Genomic DNA, 17,700 nt, shown 5'->3' with positions numbered 1-17,700 from the left:
GACTCCTCTACCTCTGATTCAACATATTCTTGCTCTTTGTCAACTGCTTCTAATTTTTCTTCCTCTGCTGGATTGCCCATTAATTTATCTTTTAATCGTTTAAAAAAACTCATGCTTGTTCGCTCCTTTGCTCCGCAAGTACGGGTTCATCTTCTAATTTTACTGAAACAAGTTTCGACACACCCGATTCTTGCATCGTAATACCATACAGGACATCGGCTCCCTCCATCGTACCTTTACGATGGGTAATGACAATGAATTGCGTATCGTTACTAAATTTCTTCAAATATTGGCTATAGCGCACAACATTTGCCTCGTCTAAAGCAGCCTCTACTTCATCGAGAATACAAAACGGTACAGGTCGTATATTCAAGATAGAGAATAATAGAGCGATTGCTGTTAGTGCTCGTTCACCACCAGATAGCAAGCTTAGATTTTGAAGTTTTTTACCTGGAGGCTGTGCCACAATATCAATACCTGTTTCCAATAAATTTTGTGGGTCAATTAATACTAAATCTGCTTGCCCGCCACCAAATAATTCACGGAAAACACGTTTGAATTGCTCTCGGATTGCATAGAACGTTTCGCTAAAACGCAATGTCATTTCTTCATCCATTTCTTTGATAGCTTCATGCAATGTTTCCTGTGCAGCAAGCAAATCTTCTCTTTGTTCAGTTAAGAAAGTATGACGCTCAAGCACTCGCTCATATTCCTCAATCGCACCTATATTAACAGGTCCAAGCTCTTCTATTGATTTTTTTAACAGTTTCACACGTCGTCGCACAAACTCTTCATCTTCAATTGCAAGAGCTTCATCTTCTGCCTCTTCGAATGTCAACTGATAGTTTTCTTCAAGTTGTTCTGTAAAATTGTCCATCTCATATTCTAAACGATTTCGTTTCAACTCGTTTGCACGTATCGCCTCAAGGTATCCTTTATGTATACGTTGCATTTCCTTCAGTTGTTCTTCTAAAGCAGAGAGTTCTTGTTGTTGCCCTACTTTCTCTTCTTTCTTTTGAGAAATAGTCTCTTGTAAGGCATCTCTTCTTGCTTTCCATGTAGCAACCTGTTCTTCAACCTCTTCATCACTTAAATGATTTGTCGATTCATCAGATTGAAGCCACATTATTTCCTGAGAAATATTTATGACTTTTTGTTGAGCTTTGTTTAATTGTAGGGCGAGTTCAGCAGTTGTAATTTGCACTTGAGACATTTGTTCCTGCATTACCGCTAATTCGGAGCGTTTTTCTGCTAGTTGCTCTCGTAATACATCTTTCTCTGTCTCACTTTGTAATTTAACTTTACTCAATTGTTCTACAGTTTCATTGATTTCAACAAGCTCTAGAGCTAATGCATTTAACCTCTCCACAGCTACTTGTTTTTGAGTTAATAAAGCTTCTTCTCGTGTTTTTACATCCTGTGTCTCGGTTGATGCAAAAGATACTCTAGCCGATAAGCTTTTTTCAACAACCTCTAGCTCACGAATACGGCTAGCCAATTGCATTTCATCGTTTCGTAGCTGCTCTCCGTCAAGCTTTAACTGTTCCACTTGCTCGCGAAGAGTGGCAAGCTTCTCTTTTTCTTCTGAAACTGCCTGTTCGGCACTGTAAATAGAAGCTTGTAAAGACTCTAACTTGAGGATTAAGTCCTCTAACTCGGCTTTTCTTGAAAACAATGAAGATTGTTGTTTTAGAGCACCACCCGTTAATGATCCCCCTGCATTGACAATATCTCCATCAAGTGTAACAACGCGATAGCGGAAACCACATAATCGAGCTATTTGACTCGCACCTTCAAGATTGGCCGCTACAATAACATTCCCTAAAAGGTTTTCAACAATTGTTCGATTATCATCACTAAAAGTAACGAGCGCATCCGCCATTTGAATAAAAGCTGGGTGCTCTATAGCAAGTTGGATCGTTGCTAGATTAATTTTGCGTGATTTCATGACAGTTTTCGGTAAGAAGGTAGCACGTCCAGCTCTCTTTTGCTTTAGCCAGTGGATAGCTTGTTGTGCATGGCGTTCATTGACCGTAACAATATGTTGGGAAGCAGCACCTAAAGCTGTTTCTATAGCTTGTGAATATTTACCATCAACTTGAATTAACTCAGCTACAGCTCCCTCAATACCTTGTAATTCACCTTTATCTCGAGCAAGTAAAACTTCTTTAACACCTTGGAAGAATCCAGAAAAATCCGCTTCAAGCTCTGCTAAAGTATCTTTTCTAGCCTTTAATTGCTGTTGGTGCTGGTAAGCTTTATATAGCATGTCCTGCTTTTCAGTAAAGGTTGTGTTTACGTTTTTTAACTGTATTTGTAATGTTTCGTATTGTTCAAGCTTATCTTGCAAGTCATTCGTTGTAGCAGTGTGTTCCGCTACTAGCTTATTTTTTTCAGCAACAATTTGCATAAGTTCCTGTCCAAATTCATCCGTTTGATCGGACATTCTTGCTGCCATTGCCTTTTGCTGAGCTAATTGTTGATCGATATTTTTTAATTCGTTCTTAATCGTTGCTTCTTCATTCAATGAATCAATATATCTATTTTTTTGCTCTTCAATTTCTTGCTCTATTTCCGTAACTGATCGATTTAAAGATTGTTCTAACTGCTTGATGCTTTGTTTCAGCACTGTGACTGCTCGCTGTTTGTCAGAGAAAACTTCTTTTTTCTCCTGTTCTTGAACAAGCAATATCTCTACTTCTTCTTTAGCCTCTTGTAATGTCGTATTCAGCTGCTGCAGTTGATTAGAAGCATTTTGTCGCTTTTCAGCCATCAGTGCTTTACGACCATCCCAACGTTCTACTTCCATTGTGGCATTGACAAGATCAGCCTGTGAAGCATCCAAATAATCATCGAGTTCTTTTAATAACTTACGAATATTGGTTGTCTGTTTATCAATAGTAGCAATATCTTGAGCTTGTTTTTGCTCTGTTGCAGTCAAATCGGTAAATTCAGCTTTTAGCGCATGCAAAGATTGTGCACAATTTTTAAAATCATGCACAAGAATGGCAATATCAAAATCTTTTAGCTCAGTAGACATTTGTACATAGTCTCTTGCACTAGATGCCTGCATTTCTAACGGCTCTAATCGGTTGTCTAATTCATGGAGAATATCTAATACCCGATACAAATTTTCATCTGTCTCAACAAGCTTATGCTCCGCTTTTTTCTTTCTTATTTTATACTTTAATACGCCAGCTGCCTCTTCAAAAATGGAACGTCGGTCATCGGGTCGGCTATTTAAAATTTCATCAACACGGCCTTGAGAAATGATTGAAAATGCTTCTTTTCCAAGACCTGAATCCATAAACAAGTCCGTAATATCCTTCAGGCGACACTGTTGGTTATTTAATAAATATTCACTATCACCTGAACGGTATACGCGTCTTGTTACACTGACTTCTGTATAGGAAAAAGCAAGTTGCTCGTCAGTATTATCTAATATAAGAGTTACCTCTGCAAAATTGAGTGGCTTACGAGAGTCACTTCCCGCAAAAATAACATCTTCCATCTTTGCCCCACGTAACGACTTTGCAGATTGCTCCCCAAGAACCCAACGAATCGCATCCGTGACATTACTTTTTCCGCTGCCATTTGGTCCAACAACCGCTGTAACACCGGGAACAAAATCAATTCCAATGCGTTCCGCAAAAGATTTAAAGCCAATCACTTCTAGTCGTTTAAGGAACATCTATTAAGCCTCCTCATTTGCAGCTTCTTCACGCATCACTCGCATTGCACATTGTGCAGCTTGCTGCTCGGCTTCTTTTTTTGATTTTCCACGACCAATACCAAGCTCTTGTCCGTTCAATAATACGCTTGATACAAAGGTACGATTATGTGCCGGCCCTTTTTCATCTATAATCTCATAATGAAGAAGTCCATTATTGGTTTGCTGTACCATTTCTTGCAATTGACTTTTAAAATCCATCACATGCGAAAAAGCACCGACTTCTACTTTTGGGAACACGATACGTTCTAAAAATGATACGACCGTTTGTAAATCTTGATCTAAATATAAGGCACCTACAAATGACTCAAACACATCTGCAAGTAGCGCTGGGCGTTCCCGACCACCTGTTAATTCCTCACCTTTTCCTAGTAAAACAAAGCGTCCAAAGCCTAACTCATTAGCAAAAATAACTAGTGATGGCTCACAAACAATGGATGCTCTTAACTTTGTTAACTCACCCTCGCTCATATTTGGGTATTTCTCAAAAAGATATTTAGAAACAGACAGTTCAAGTACTGCGTCTCCTAAAAATTCAAGACGCTCATTATCCGTAAATAGTTTACGGCGATGCTCATTCACATAAGATGAATGCGTGAATGCTTGATACAATAAATTTTTATTAATAAATGTGATATTTAATTCATGCTGTAACAGCTCGAATTGGTTGCGTACTTTTTCAGGAAGTACGCCAGATTTCTGCATAGTTCCTTTTCTTTTCATAGCCATTGAACAAATCTGCCTTCCTAATAGTTTCTACCGTTTTAGTGTACCTTTTTCAAGGCATTTATGCAAAAGTATTTCGGCTTAAACACAATGTTTTGGAAATTTTTCCGAAAATTGATGCAAACCTTTGGCGTAATTCATTTTCTAAATGCAAAAAGGGACATCAATAGATCGAAAAATGATCTATCTTGTCCCCTTTAAATACATCTTCGTTAATTGAATCTGCTTCTTATCAAGTAATAGCAGAAAAACAATTTCTACTTTATATCATTCGATAATCATCACACCATTGGAGGGGATACATCACCGCTAAATAAAGTACTAACGAAATTAGCCAATTTTACTTTCGATGTATGAAATTGCAGAACCTACTGTTGAGATTTTTTCAGCATCTTCATCAGAAATTTCCATATCGAATTCGTCTTCAAGCTCCATTACAAGCTCAACTACGTCTAATGAGTCAGCACCTAAATCATCACGGAAAGAAGCTTCAAGTGTTACTTCGCTTTCTTCAACACCTAAACGGTCCACGATTACTTTTGTTACACGTTCTAATACTGTAGACAAATGATTCACCTCCCCTCAAATGATTATACAAAAAATCAGCGTTTATGCCTAATTGAAATTACATGACCATTCCACCATCGATGTGAAGTGTTTGCCCTGTCATATAGTTTGCATCCTCTGAAGCAAGGAAAGCTACTGCCTTAGCAATATCCTCTGGCTGACCAAGTTTTGCAAGTGGAATCTGTGTCAGCATACCTTGTTTAATATCCTCTGGTAGTTGTTCCGTCATTTCTGTTTCGATAAAGCCTGGTGCAATGGCATTCACTAAAATATTACGAGAAGCTAATTCCTTAGCAGTCGTTTTTGTTAATCCAATAACACCCGCTTTAGCCGCAACATAGTTCGCTTGACCAGCATTACCCGCTACACCAACGATCGAAGAAATATTAATAATGCGACCTGCACGTTGCTTCATCATTTGACGTGTTACAGCTTTCGTACAAAGGAAAACACCTTTAAGGTTCGTATCTAATACATCGTCCCATTCGTCTTCTTTCATACGCATTAATAAATTATCTCTTGTAATACCAGCATTATTCACTAAGATATCGAGAGAACCGAAAGTTTTCACTGCTGCATCCATTAAAGCTGTTACTTCTTCTGTCTTTGAAACGCTTGCTTGTACAGCAATTGCTTCTCCACCGTTTTCTTGGATTATCCCAACGACTTCTTCCGCTTTTGCCTGTGAGCCACTATAGTTTACAACAACCTTAGCTCCTTCGTCAGCAAGCTTTAAAGCAATAGCACGCCCAATTCCTCTTGAAGCTCCTGTTACAACAGCTACTTTTCCTTCTAATTTACGCATTGATTGACCACTCCTTCGACGCTTCAATAACTGCTTCTAATGATGCCTCATCATAAACACAATATGCTGCAACAGAGCGGTCGATTTTTTTCAAGAGACCGCTTAACACCTTACCAGGTCCGCATTCGATAAAGACATCCACTCCTTGTGCAATCATCTCACGCATAGATGCTTCCCATTGAACAGCACTATAGACCTGCTCAACCAACTCTTGTTGGATAGCTGATACATCCTTTAATTCCTTCGCCATAACGTTGCCAATGACAGGAATTTCAGGCGCTGATAAAGTAATCTCAGCCAATGCAGCTTTTAGTTTCTCTGAGGATGGTCGCATTAATTCTGAATGGAAAGGACCACTTACAACTAATGGTATCGCTCTCTTTGCCCCTGCTTCTTTCGCAGCAATAATCGCTTTATCGACACCCTCTTTTGTACCCGAAATAACAATTTGTCCTGGACAATTCACATTGGCAACCTGAACAGCATCACCTGAAGCTGAAACCTGTTCTGTTACTGCGTTTAATGCCTCTAGTTCCATCCCTAGAATCGCCGCCATTGCACCCTGCCCTGCAGGGACCGCTTCATTCATATACAGACCTCGTTTGTGCACGATTGACACGGCATCATCAAATGACATAACGCCTGCTAAAACCAATGCACCATATTCACCTAATGAATGACCCGCAGCGTAGTGAGGATGAATGCCTGCTGTACGCAATTTTTCAGCTACCATTACACCTGTAGTAAGAAGAGCTGGCTGCGCATGATATGTTAGTGTTAATTCTTCTGCTGGACCTTCTAACATTAACTTAGATAATTCAAATTCAAGAGCTTGATCGGCACGATCGTAAAACGCTTTACTCTCTGCTGCGTTTTCAACAAACTCTTGACCCATTCCTACTACTTGTGAACCTTGTCCTGGAAAAATAAATGCTATTTTCGTCATTTGAATGATCCCCTTTATTTAATCAATTTCTAAGTGACGTACTGTCTCAGTAATCGTCGAAATAACAGTATGCTCTACCATCGTATTTGCTTGACGGATTGCACTGAAAATCGCTTTTGCGTTAGATGAACCATGTGCTTTGATAACAGGCGCTTGTAAACCAAACAATCCTGCACCACCATATTCTGTATAGTCCATTTTATTTTTTAAGTCACGTAAATTATTTTTCATGAGTGCTGCTGAAATTTTCGTTTTTGTTGAAGACATAAAAGCTTCTTTTAACATAGAAAATAAAGCGCCTGCTGTCCCTTCAATCGACTTCAGCACCATATTGCCTGTAAAGCCATCTGTTACAACAACATCTGCTACTCCTTCAAGTAAATCACGTGCTTCAACATTACCAATAAAATTCAAATCAGCTTCCTTCAATAATTCGAAGGCTGCTTTTGTTAGCTCATTTCCTTTTTTATCCTCGGTACCGATATTTAATAAGCCAATTCGTGGTTTTTGTAAGCCTCCAACCTTTTTAGCATAAATATCACCCATAATAGCATATTGCACTAAATGCTCTGGGCGCGCATCGGCATTTGCCCCTAAGTCAAGCATTAAAAAGCCTTTGCCATCCAATGTTGGTAGTGTTGTAGCTAGGGCTGGTCGGGCAATCCCTTCAATACGACCTACTTTAAATAGGCCTCCTGCCATAAGGGCACCTGTATTCCCTGCAGAAAGGCAAGCATCTGCCCTACCTTCTTCTACTGCGTCCATCATACGAGCCATTGAAGAATCCTTTTTTCTACGAACAGCGCGTGCAGGATCGTCAGTTCCTTCCACTACTTCCTCACAATGCACAATCGTCAAGCGATCATGTTGCTTTAAAAATGGTTCAAGCTTATCTTGTTGACCATACAATTGAATTTCTAAGTTCGGAATTTGTTCTAAAGCTAAGAGTGCACCTTCCACAACTGATTTTGGTGCGTTGTCTCCACCCATTCCATCAAGCGCTAATTTCATTGTTACTCACCTTTACCTTTCGTGCGGTACATATCAAATTCACCAACAAAAACGGTTTCACCATTAACGGTAGATGTTACCTCGACTTTTGTCCGATTATTTTGATTATCTCGACCGATAACAATCGCCTTTGTAATAACACGATTTCCAGCTCGTACAGGTTTCACAAACGTAATATTGGAATGTACGGTTAATGCTAGTTCGTCATCAATTACTGCAACCGCTAATGAGTTTGCTTGTGCAAACAAATGATGGCCACGCGCGATGCCATTACGCTGAAAAACATGCTCTTCTTGCACATCAAAAATCGATAGTGCTCGATTATCCAATTCAATATCTACAATTTCTCCGATGACCTCATCAATCGGTAGAGATTTTACTTCGTTTTCATAGTTTTTTGCAGCAACGTCTTTAATTCGTTCTCGTAATTCTGGTATGGATAATTCCATACGATCTAAACGAATTGTTTGGACACTTACCTGAAACTGTGTTGCTAGCTGTTCATCTGTGACGAATGGATTTTCAGCTATCGTTTCAGATAGTAGTCGCTGTCGCTCTTTTTTCGTTCGTCTCAACATCATTCGCCACCTTTTGAGTTGTTATTAGCACTTGGTACTAATATCAGTATATAGAGTATAAAAAAAGAATGCAAGACTTGTTTTGCATTCAAGTCTTGCATTCTCCCCGCTCAAACAAGCTTTTAACTTAATCGAAGCGCTCACCTTGTAGAACACCAGATTCTTCTAACATTTTACGTAAATTTTGATAAATGTCATCATGCCAAAACGCTTCTGTGTCAAGCATCTCTGTTGCATCCTTTCTAGCGGTCTCAAGAATACGATAATCATGTACTAAATCCGCTACTTTAAAATCTGGTAAACCACTTTGCTTACGTCCAAAGAAATCTCCTGGTCCTCTCAATTCTAAATCTTTTTCAGCTAATCGGAAACCATCATTCGTTTCCGTCATTGATTGCATTCTCTCTTTCCCCTCATCAGACTTTGGATCAGCCAGTAAAATACAGTATGATTGATGCTCTCCTCGCCCAACACGTCCACGGAGCTGATGCAGCTGTGCCAATCCAAAGCGTTCAGCATCATAGACAATCATAAAGGTAGCATTTGGTACATTAACCCCTACTTCAACAACTGTTGTCGAAACTAAAACCTGAATAGACCCTTCACTAAAAGCACGCATAACAGCATCTTTCTCATCTGCTGATAAACGTCCGTGCATTAAACCAACCTGGAAACGATCTTTAAAATATGTCGCCAGTTGCTCGTAAATTTCCACAGCATTTTGCACATCAAGTTTATCGGATTCTTCAATAAGTGGACAAATAGCATAGGCTTGTCTTCCAGCCGCTAGCTCCAGTTCTAGCTTTGACATAACAGAGCCAAATTGCTCTTTCTTCATCCAATGGGTTTCAATTTGCTTTCGTCCTGCTGGCATTTCATCGATCATAGATACATCCATTTCCCCAAATGCGGTAATGGCAAGCGTTCTTGGTATCGGTGTCGCTGTCATAAAAAGGACATCTGGATTTTCCCCCTTATCACGTAAAATACGACGTTGCTCTACACCAAAGCGATGCTGTTCATCCGTGATAACAAAGCCTAACTTTTGAAAAACAACATCCGGTTGGATCAAAGCATGTGTACCAATGACAATGTCAAGATTGCCATTTGCCAAATCCTCTAAAATGCTACGTCGCTCCTTTGCTTTAGTCGATCCAGATAATAAGGCAACACGAACCCCAAAAGGTTCAAACCATACTTTCAGGTTCTCCAAGTGTTGTTCTGCTAAAATTTCTGTCGGTGCCATTAATGCTCCTTGAAAGCCTGCTGTTACGGCTGCATACAATCCTATTGCTGCAACAACTGTTTTTCCTGAACCTACGTCCCCTTGCAGCAAGCGATTCATTCGATGCGGTTCTTTCAAATCTTTACAAATTTCATTGACAACACGTTTTTGAGCATTTGTTAATTCATATGGTAAAGAGGCAATAAATTCGCGTAGCCTGTGTACATCGAATTGAATGATTGTACCATGTTCGCTTTCTTTCCGTATTTTACGTAATGCTTGAATACGCAATTGGAAGTTTAATAGTTCTTCATAGGCAAAGCGTCTTCTTGCTTGCTTGGCATGATCAGCATCAAGTGGAAAATGAATACCTTCTAAGCCCTCGCGTATTGGAACAAGCTTATAGGATTCTTGTAAATAATGCGGAATTGCATCTGGTAGCTCTGCACCAAAGTCATCTAACACTTGTCGCATATATTTTCTAAATCTTTTTTGTGGTATTAAACCTTTAAGACTATAGACAGGTTCAAAGTCAACTTGATCTGTTTTAGGGCCAAATGTGACAGATGTCCCATTGATTACTTGTCTACCACGATCCCATTTGCCAGTCACTGTAATAATGGAGCCCGGTACTAGTTTTTGCTTTAAATAGCCCTGATTAAAAAATACGACTTTCACTAAGTGACGGCCTGCTAAAACCGTGACCTGAAGTCTTGATTTATTGCGACCTAAAAATAGAATCGTAGGCTCTCGTTCTACCTTACATTCCACTGTAACACGTTCGTTATGTGGTGTTTGCGCTAAATCTTTTAGACGAAAATCCTCATGTCGATGTGGGAACGTCCATAATAAATCAGCAATTGTATCAATGCCTAATGATTCAAGATGTGCTGCCGTTTCTTTCCCGATGCCTTTTAATTCTGTGACGGAACTAGATAATTCAGTCATCCTATCCCACAACTCCCTTCTTTGATTCTTCATCCTTTTGTGTATGTAACCAAACATGTCTATATCTAATTTACCATAATTTCATTGTTTACTCCTTATCGTAATCATGAGAAGCAAAAACCCTACCAAAGGATGATAGGGTTATGCATGGATATGTTCATAAACATTTGTATTGCATAATGATACCAATAAAAAGTTTAATGGCGTCAGGGAATACATCTTCATCTAAGTCGAATCTTGGATGATGATGTGGATATTGGCTTTTTTCACCACCCATCCCTACAAAAACGAATGCACCAGGCTTATGTTTTAAATAATAAGAAAAATCTTCTCCACCCATTACAGGTTCTACTAGCTCAAATACATCCTCACCAAATTGTTCACGAACGACAGATTCTACAATTTGAGAATGGTGTTGATCATTAATAAGTGGTGGGGTACCTATAATAAAATTAATGTGTCCTTCTGCTCCAAATGCCTGGCAAATACCTTTTGTTACACTTGCCATCTTCAATTGAATAGTATTTACTGTTTCCGGTGTTAATGCCCTAATCGTCCCTATTAATTTCGCAGTATCTGGAATAATATTATACGTTGTTCCCGCTTGAATACTACCTACAGTAATAACGCCTGCCTCAACAGGATTTAAATTTCGACTAATAATACTTTGAAAGGATTGCATTAAATGGCTTGCAATGTATATCGGATCAATCGTTTCATGTGGCATTGATCCATGTCCTCCACGACCTTGAATTTCAATTTCAAAATCATCGACCGAGGCCATCATAGGTCCATGTGTTAGTCCTATTTTCCCCTTCTCTAAGCCTTGCCATAAATGAAGACCATAAATAGCATCGACACCATCAAGAACACCATTTTGAATTAACTGATCTGCTCCACTTGGTGTAATTTCCTCTGCCGATTGAAAAATAAGCATAATGTTTGGCTCACATTTTTCCTTATTCATGGCGATCCATTCTGCAACTGCTAATAAAATAGCGGTATGGCCATCATGTCCACACATATGTGCCACACCCGGCTTTTGAGAGATATATGGCTTTTCACCCTCTTCAACTATTGGCAATGCATCGATATCTGCTCGTAAGGCAATTGTCTTCGTACCTTTTGTCCCTTTAATCATAGCCACTACACTAGGAGGAGCAAATTCTACTATTTCTATTTGAAGATGCTCTAATCTTTTGCGTATAAATTGACTTGTTTCAAATTCCTGACCAGACAGCTCTGGATTTTGATGAAGATAACGTCGATCTTCAATTGCTTGCTCTGTTAAAGATTGTAAATTAGTTATTTCCACTAAAAAAACTCCTTTAAATTACCTTAAGAGTCCCTACTAAGGAATTCAGCTGGTAGGAAAATATTTAACATCATGTGTACCCTATGACACATCCAAATTACGTATATTTAATTATACTAAAATCATTCATAATAAAGGCAACATAAAAACATGCTATCTTTTTAGATAGCATGTTTCTCTAGTTTATTGAAGAGCTTTAATACTTTGTAAACCACCATTTTCAAGAATAGCTTTACTTATCGCCTTACCTGTTGGTGTTGCTGCAAGACCGCCTCGTGCCGTCTCTTTAAGGTTTGGACTCATCGATTGTCCAATACGATACATAGCACCAATTACTTCATCACATGGGATGCGGCTTGTTACTCCTGCAAGTGCCATATCTGCTGCTACAAGTGAATTAGAGGCACCCATAGCATTTCGTTTTACACACGGTACTTCAACTAGACCTGCTACTGGATCACAAACAAGTCCCAACATATTTTTTAACGTAATAGCAAACGCTTCCGCACATTGTTGCGGTGTACCTCCAGCCATTTCAACAATGGCAGCAGCAGCCATACCAGCAGCTGAACCCACCTCAGCTTGGCAGCCTCCAGCAGCACCTGAAATGGAAGCATTGTTCGCCACAACAAAACCAAAAGCTCCAGACGTAAATAAATAACGAATCATTTGCTCACGTGTAGGATTGAGTTTATTTTTCACTGCAAAAAGTGTCCCTGGTACCACACCAGCAGATCCTGCAGTCGGTGTAGCACATATTGTTCCCATTGCGGCATTCACTTCATTTGTTGCAACCGCTTTACTTACTGCGTCTAATAATAAATCACCTGATAGTGATTTCCCTTCCGCAATATAATTTTGCAGCAATACGGCGTCCCCACCAGTTAAACCTGTTACTGATTGCACACCTTGTAATCCGCGTTCAATTGCTTCTTCCATAACTGTTAGATTTCGATCCATCTGTTGGATGATTTCTTCTCGAGTTCTACCAGTTATTAAAATTTCCTGTTCAATCATAATTTCTGATATTAATTTTCCTTCTTGCTCTGCTCGTTCCACAAGCTCACGAACATTATGAAATAAAACGTCCATTATGGGACACCTCCTTAGTTATTAATCTTAGATACTTTTGTAATATATGGAATTAGGGATATTTGCTGTAGCACTTTATCCTCAATGTTTTGGTCAACTTCTATCACCATTAGAGCCGTTAAACCACGCTCTATTCGTGAAACCTCCATATGCCCAATATTGACTTCATGCATAGCTAAACAATTTGCTACATTGGCGATACAGCCAGCACGGTCATCATGTACAACAAGAATAGCAGGCATACCACCTGTCAAACGAAGCTTAAAGCCATTAACTTCACTAACTTCTATTTTACCGCCACCAATAGAAATTCCGACAACAGACATTTCTCCATCATCGTCTCCAATGACAAGTCGTGCCGTATTCGGATGTTCTGTATTAGCCGTTTCTGGAATAAATTCATATTCTAAACCTGCTTTTTTCGCATCTTCAAACGCCGTTTTAATACGATCATCAAATGTATCGTAATTTAACAAGCCTCCCACTATTGCAACATCTGTACCGTGCCCTCTATACGTTTCTGCAAATGATCCATATAAATGAATTTTCGCCCATTTCGGTTGTCTACCAAATAAATCTCTTGCAACACGCCCGATGCGAGCTGCACCTGCCGTATGAGAGGAGGAAGGCCCAATCATTACTGGTCCAATAATATCAAATACTGAAGTAAACTTCATACAAACACCCCTCTATTCTATTTATATAATAATATTTATTTTTACTTATATCATGCTTGATAATTACTATAAAAGTAAAGCATTTAATTTATCAACTATCAGAAAATTACCACTACTATAATTTATAGCCAATTATTAGGCCACTTTTTTGTCCGTACCATAGATACACATCAATCAAACAGTTGGTATCCCAACATTTCCATATTTTATATCCTGTGGATGCGTACAGTGAACTATCCATAGTTAGTACGTTTTTAATTAATTTTATACTCCATTCTCTTTGTAGCATAAACAAAAGCAGTACACGTTTTGTGCACTGCTTTCTTTACGATTTAGCAAAGTAGCGTGTAATTATTCTACTGAAATAATATATGGATATAATCCTTGTTTTCCATCAAATAATTCAACTTCTACATCTGGATAGTTCTCTTCGATGAAAGATACTAGCTCAGAAGCAGCTTCTTCGGTTGTATCCTCACCATAGATTACTGTGACAATTTCAGCATCCTCATCGACTAAATCAGTGATTACTTTTTCAGCCGCATCCTTTAATGCTGGTGTAGAAAGGACAATTTTCCCTTCTGCTAATGCCATGAAATCATCTTTGTGGATTTCAACACCATCGATAGACGTATCACGAACTGCATAAGTTACTTGGCCAGTCTTAACGTTCGCAAAAGCTTCCGTCATTGTCTTTTTATTTGCATCAACAGCCGCTTCTGGGTTAAATGCTAAAATAGCCGCCATCCCTTGAGGAATTGTCTTCGTAGGAACAACTGCAGCATCTATATCTAATAGCTCAACTGCTTGCTCTGCTGCCATCACTATATTTTTATTATTAGGTAAGATTAATACTTTTTCTGCACCGATTTCTTGTACAGCTTTGACGATATCTTCAGTTGAAGGATTCATTGTTTGACCACCTTCGATGACATAGGAAGCACCGATAGAGCGCAATAAATCCGCAACACCCTCACCCATAGCAATCGTTACAATGGCATATGGATGTTTATCTACTTTTTTTGCAGTCGTTGGTGCTTTATGCTCCTCACCAACAATAGCTGAATGCTGCTCGCGCATATTATCAACTTTTATTTTTATAAGACTACCGTATTTTTGTCCAATTGATAGAACTGAACCCGGTTGCTCAGAATGGATATGGACCTTCGCAATTTCTTCATCAGAAATAACGAGTAATGAGTCACCTAAAGGATTTAATTCATTACGGAATTGCTCTTCATTAAAAGGTTCTTTCCCATCTTCTAAACGCACCATGATTTCTGTACAATAGCCAAATTCAATATCTTCGGTGTTCATGAAATCTTGAGCTCTATGATGCTCGGCGTTGATTAAATCATCTAGCGTTGCATCGTTCTTCTCCGGAAGAGGCTCACCCTTCAAGGAAGCTAAAAACCCTTCATAGACAAATAGCAAGCCTTGGCCACCGCTATCCACTACACCGACCTCTTTTAAAACAGGTAGTAATTCAGGTGTGCGATCTAATGATGCCTTTGCTTCTGCTGTAAAAGCTTCCATTACGGCAATGATATCGGTTTCAGTTTCTGCCACTTCAACACCTTTTTTTGCCGCTTCACGTGCAACAGTTAAAATAGTTCCTTCTACAGGTTTCATAACAGCTTTATATGCTGTGTCTACTCCTGCTTGAAAAGCTCCAGCAAAACCCTTTGCGTCTATAGTTGCTTCTTTTTCAATAAATTTCCCAAATCCACGGAATAATTGAGATAGAATAACACCTGAATTTCCACGGGCACCCATTAATAACCCTTTTGATAGCGCCTGTGCTGTTTTACCAATATGCTCTGAAGCTGCATGTTCTGTTTCTTTTGCGCCAGATGTCATCGATAAGTTCATATTTGTCCCTGTGTCACCATCTGGTACTGGGAAAACATTTAATGAATCTACATAATTTGCATTTTGGTAAAGGTGATGCGCACCCATTTGTACCATTTCAGCAAACTTTATACCGTCTAAAGACTGCATTCGATTTAGTTCCTCCTCTTAATTCGCTACACGAACGCCCTGTACAAAGATATTGACAGATTTTACGCTCATACCTAATGTTTTATCTACTGTATATTTCACTTTCGATTGTACTTGGTAAGCCACTTCCGAAATTTTTGTCCCGTAACTAACAATAATGTACATATCTATATGTAAATCGTCGTCCTGTTGTCGAATAACAACACCTTTTGCGAAGTTTTCTTTACGTAAAATATCAGTTAGACCATCACGAATTTGATGTTTAGATGCCATGCCAACAATACCGTAGCATTCTACAGCAGCGCCACCAGCAATTTGTGCAAGTACATCTGTTGAAATATCAATTTGGCCGAATTCATTGTTTAATTCAATTGACATAGAAATGCCCCCTTGGCTCTTTTTGACTAAACTATATTGTAACACTTTCGTTATAATTTAAGCAACCTAAGGGGGTATTGAATGGCTTGGTAGCAACGTTCTCTGACTTTAAATAGACGCAATTGCTTTTTCATCAAAAATTGCCTTTTTCCGATAATAGTTATTTCTTCCGTTTTGCTTTGCTCTATATAATGCTTGGTCAGCTAATTCACAACATGTCTGTAGATGCTCATTTGTTGTAATTTTAGCATGACACATCCCGATACTAACCGTCACATATTCATCAACATCCGATTGTTCATGTGGAATTTTTAAGTAACGTACTTCCTCTAAAATTTCTTCACATAAAGGCTCAGCAAACTTTTCCGTATGCTGACTGATCATGACAAACTCTTCGCCTCCCCAACGCGCAACAAAGGCATTATACTTCTCTGCAACTTCTTCTAAAATAGATGCTACTTTGGCGATTGCTTCGTCACCCTTCAAATGCCCATAGTAATCGTTAAATTTTTTAAAGCAATCAATATCTATCATCATAACTGTTAAGGATTGCGTTTTATGAAGCTGATGACCTATTTTAGTCAATTTAATATTAAATGCACGTCGATTTGGTAGATTCGTTAAGGTATCTCTTAAGGCTTGCTCCTTTAACTCATTATTTTTGGCAGCTAGCAACTCTGATAATTGTTTTGTTTTAGTCATTTCTTCATCCAATAAAATATGCTGTGTATTGAATTGCTTTCGAACCTTGTAAGTCTGATATTGAATCATGATACCAACAGGTATTAAAAGTGACATAGGTAATATGATTTTAATATTTTCACTGGATACCCCAACACTCATATACGTACTGGCTATAATTGCTGGTGCTGTCAGCAAGATAATCCAGATAATTTTTCGTAATGGTAATGCAAAAACAGTACAAACGATGATTAAAATCACCTCATATAAAGCTGCGTGATGGAAAAAGTAAACATCCATCACTGAAATAACAGTAATCAATAGGATAACCGTGTAAATATAAACAACAATTAGATGTTCATACTTTTGAATGTTGAAAGAATTAATAGTCATTCGTTTCTCCCTGACAAACAGCAATACTGCTACATCTATATAAAACATGAGGGTATGAATGGCAATATAAATAGGGACCATAGCTCTTTCAGTTTTATCAAAAAAGATTTCTCCGTAATGAATAAGGGTGATAATGAATGATACATACATAAGAGTCCACGCTACCGCCCTCATCCCTTTTAAATTTGACTGAACCATTTCTTTGCGAATAGAAAAAGCTATCTTTTCTTGATTTCCCATAATGCTCGCTCCTAGTGTCCAGATATTTATATTTTCCTATATGTATCGTCTAAATAATGAAAAATACAAGTAAAATGAAATTATTTTGTTTATTTAAAGAATAGTACTTTACTTGCACCCCTAAACACTAATATTGTTGTGAGGCTACGAGCTAATCAAAAGGAATGAATCTTAGTAAATGCGAGATTAATATGCATCATTCAATTACAGAAGCTTTTATACAATAAAAAAGTTGATACTGTTACAGCATCAACTTTTACCATTGTATTCATATTCATGTTAAAAAATTTATCTATCTAAAAAGGCTTTTTATAAGTGTGTCGATCATAACGGGCATTTCTTTAAAAGCACTATCTACATGTAATCGTTCTGTTTTTTGGTGTGCAT

General features: G+C 38.5%; 14 protein-coding genes. All 14 read right to left on the bottom strand.

Annotated elements, in window-relative coordinates:
• Positions 1–109 precede the first annotated feature (109 nt).
• On the bottom strand, positions 110–3,691 hold the full coding sequence (gene smc / locus RT445_RS17640; RefSeq protein WP_312505159.1) for a chromosome segregation protein SMC: 3,582 nt from the start codon (positions 3,689–3,691) through the stop codon (positions 110–112).
• A gap of 3 nt (positions 3,692–3,694) precedes the next feature.
• Positions 3,695–4,459, bottom strand: a complete 765-nt coding sequence (rnc, locus tag RT445_RS17635; protein WP_274795938.1) for a ribonuclease III — start codon at positions 4,457–4,459, stop codon at positions 3,695–3,697.
• Between the two features lie 327 nt (positions 4,460–4,786).
• A complete protein-coding gene (acpP, locus tag RT445_RS17630) occupies positions 4,787–5,023 on the bottom strand; it encodes an acyl carrier protein (protein ID WP_274795937.1) in 237 nt (78 codons plus the stop codon).
• Positions 5,024–5,081: 58 nt separating this feature from the next.
• The gene (fabG, locus tag RT445_RS17625; protein WP_312505156.1) at positions 5,082–5,828 is read right to left on the bottom strand and encodes a 3-oxoacyl-[acyl-carrier-protein] reductase; all 747 of its coding nucleotides are present in this window, start codon (positions 5,826–5,828) and stop codon (positions 5,082–5,084) included.
• Complete coding sequence (fabD, locus tag RT445_RS17620; RefSeq protein WP_313471106.1) at positions 5,821–6,774, bottom strand: ACP S-malonyltransferase; 954 nt, start codon at positions 6,772–6,774, stop codon at positions 5,821–5,823. Before fabD ends, fabG begins: the two co-directional genes overlap by 8 nt.
• 18 nt (positions 6,775–6,792) lie before the next feature.
• Positions 6,793–7,785, bottom strand: coding sequence for a phosphate acyltransferase PlsX (plsX, locus tag RT445_RS17615; RefSeq protein WP_274795934.1), 993 nt, complete (start codon positions 7,783–7,785; stop codon positions 6,793–6,795).
• Positions 7,786–7,787: 2 nt separating this feature from the next.
• Positions 7,788–8,360 (bottom strand): transcription factor FapR, encoded by a 573-nt coding sequence (gene fapR / locus RT445_RS17610; protein WP_274797277.1) that lies wholly within the window; start codon positions 8,358–8,360, stop codon positions 7,788–7,790.
• 130 nt (positions 8,361–8,490) lie between these two features.
• Positions 8,491–10,569 (bottom strand): ATP-dependent DNA helicase RecG, encoded by a 2,079-nt coding sequence (gene recG / locus RT445_RS17605; protein WP_313471102.1) that lies wholly within the window; start codon positions 10,567–10,569, stop codon positions 8,491–8,493.
• 124 nt (positions 10,570–10,693) lie between these two features.
• The gene (locus RT445_RS17600) at positions 10,694–11,851 is read right to left on the bottom strand and encodes a M20 metallopeptidase family protein (RefSeq protein WP_274795932.1); all 1,158 of its coding nucleotides are present in this window, start codon (positions 11,849–11,851) and stop codon (positions 10,694–10,696) included.
• A gap of 183 nt (positions 11,852–12,034) precedes the next feature.
• Positions 12,035–12,943 (bottom strand): L-serine ammonia-lyase, iron-sulfur-dependent, subunit alpha, encoded by a 909-nt coding sequence (gene sdaAA, locus RT445_RS17595; RefSeq protein ID WP_274795931.1) that lies wholly within the window; start codon positions 12,941–12,943, stop codon positions 12,035–12,037.
• 14 nt (positions 12,944–12,957) lie between these two features.
• Positions 12,958–13,620, bottom strand: a complete 663-nt coding sequence (gene sdaAB, locus RT445_RS17590) for an L-serine ammonia-lyase, iron-sulfur-dependent subunit beta (protein WP_312505149.1) — start codon at positions 13,618–13,620, stop codon at positions 12,958–12,960.
• A 351-nt stretch (positions 13,621–13,971) separates the two neighbouring features.
• Positions 13,972–15,621: a DAK2 domain-containing protein gene (locus tag RT445_RS17585; protein WP_274795929.1), complete on the bottom strand. Its 1,650-nt coding sequence runs from the start codon at positions 15,619–15,621 to the stop codon at positions 13,972–13,974.
• A gap of 18 nt (positions 15,622–15,639) precedes the next feature.
• A complete protein-coding gene (locus tag RT445_RS17580; protein WP_004269431.1) occupies positions 15,640–15,999 on the bottom strand; it encodes an Asp23/Gls24 family envelope stress response protein in 360 nt (119 codons plus the stop codon).
• Positions 16,000–16,107: 108 nt separating this feature from the next.
• A complete protein-coding gene (locus RT445_RS17575; RefSeq protein WP_312505145.1) occupies positions 16,108–17,313 on the bottom strand; it encodes a diguanylate cyclase in 1,206 nt (401 codons plus the stop codon).
• Between the last annotated feature and the right edge of the window lie 387 nt (positions 17,314–17,700).

It is taken from the genome of Lysinibacillus sp. (assembly GCF_032093475.1).
GTDB classification, from domain to species: domain Bacteria; phylum Bacillota; class Bacilli; order Bacillales_A; family Planococcaceae; genus Lysinibacillus; species Lysinibacillus irui.
Note: the sequence above shows the minus strand (reverse complement) of the source record. Positions and strands in the feature narration are given on the sequence as shown.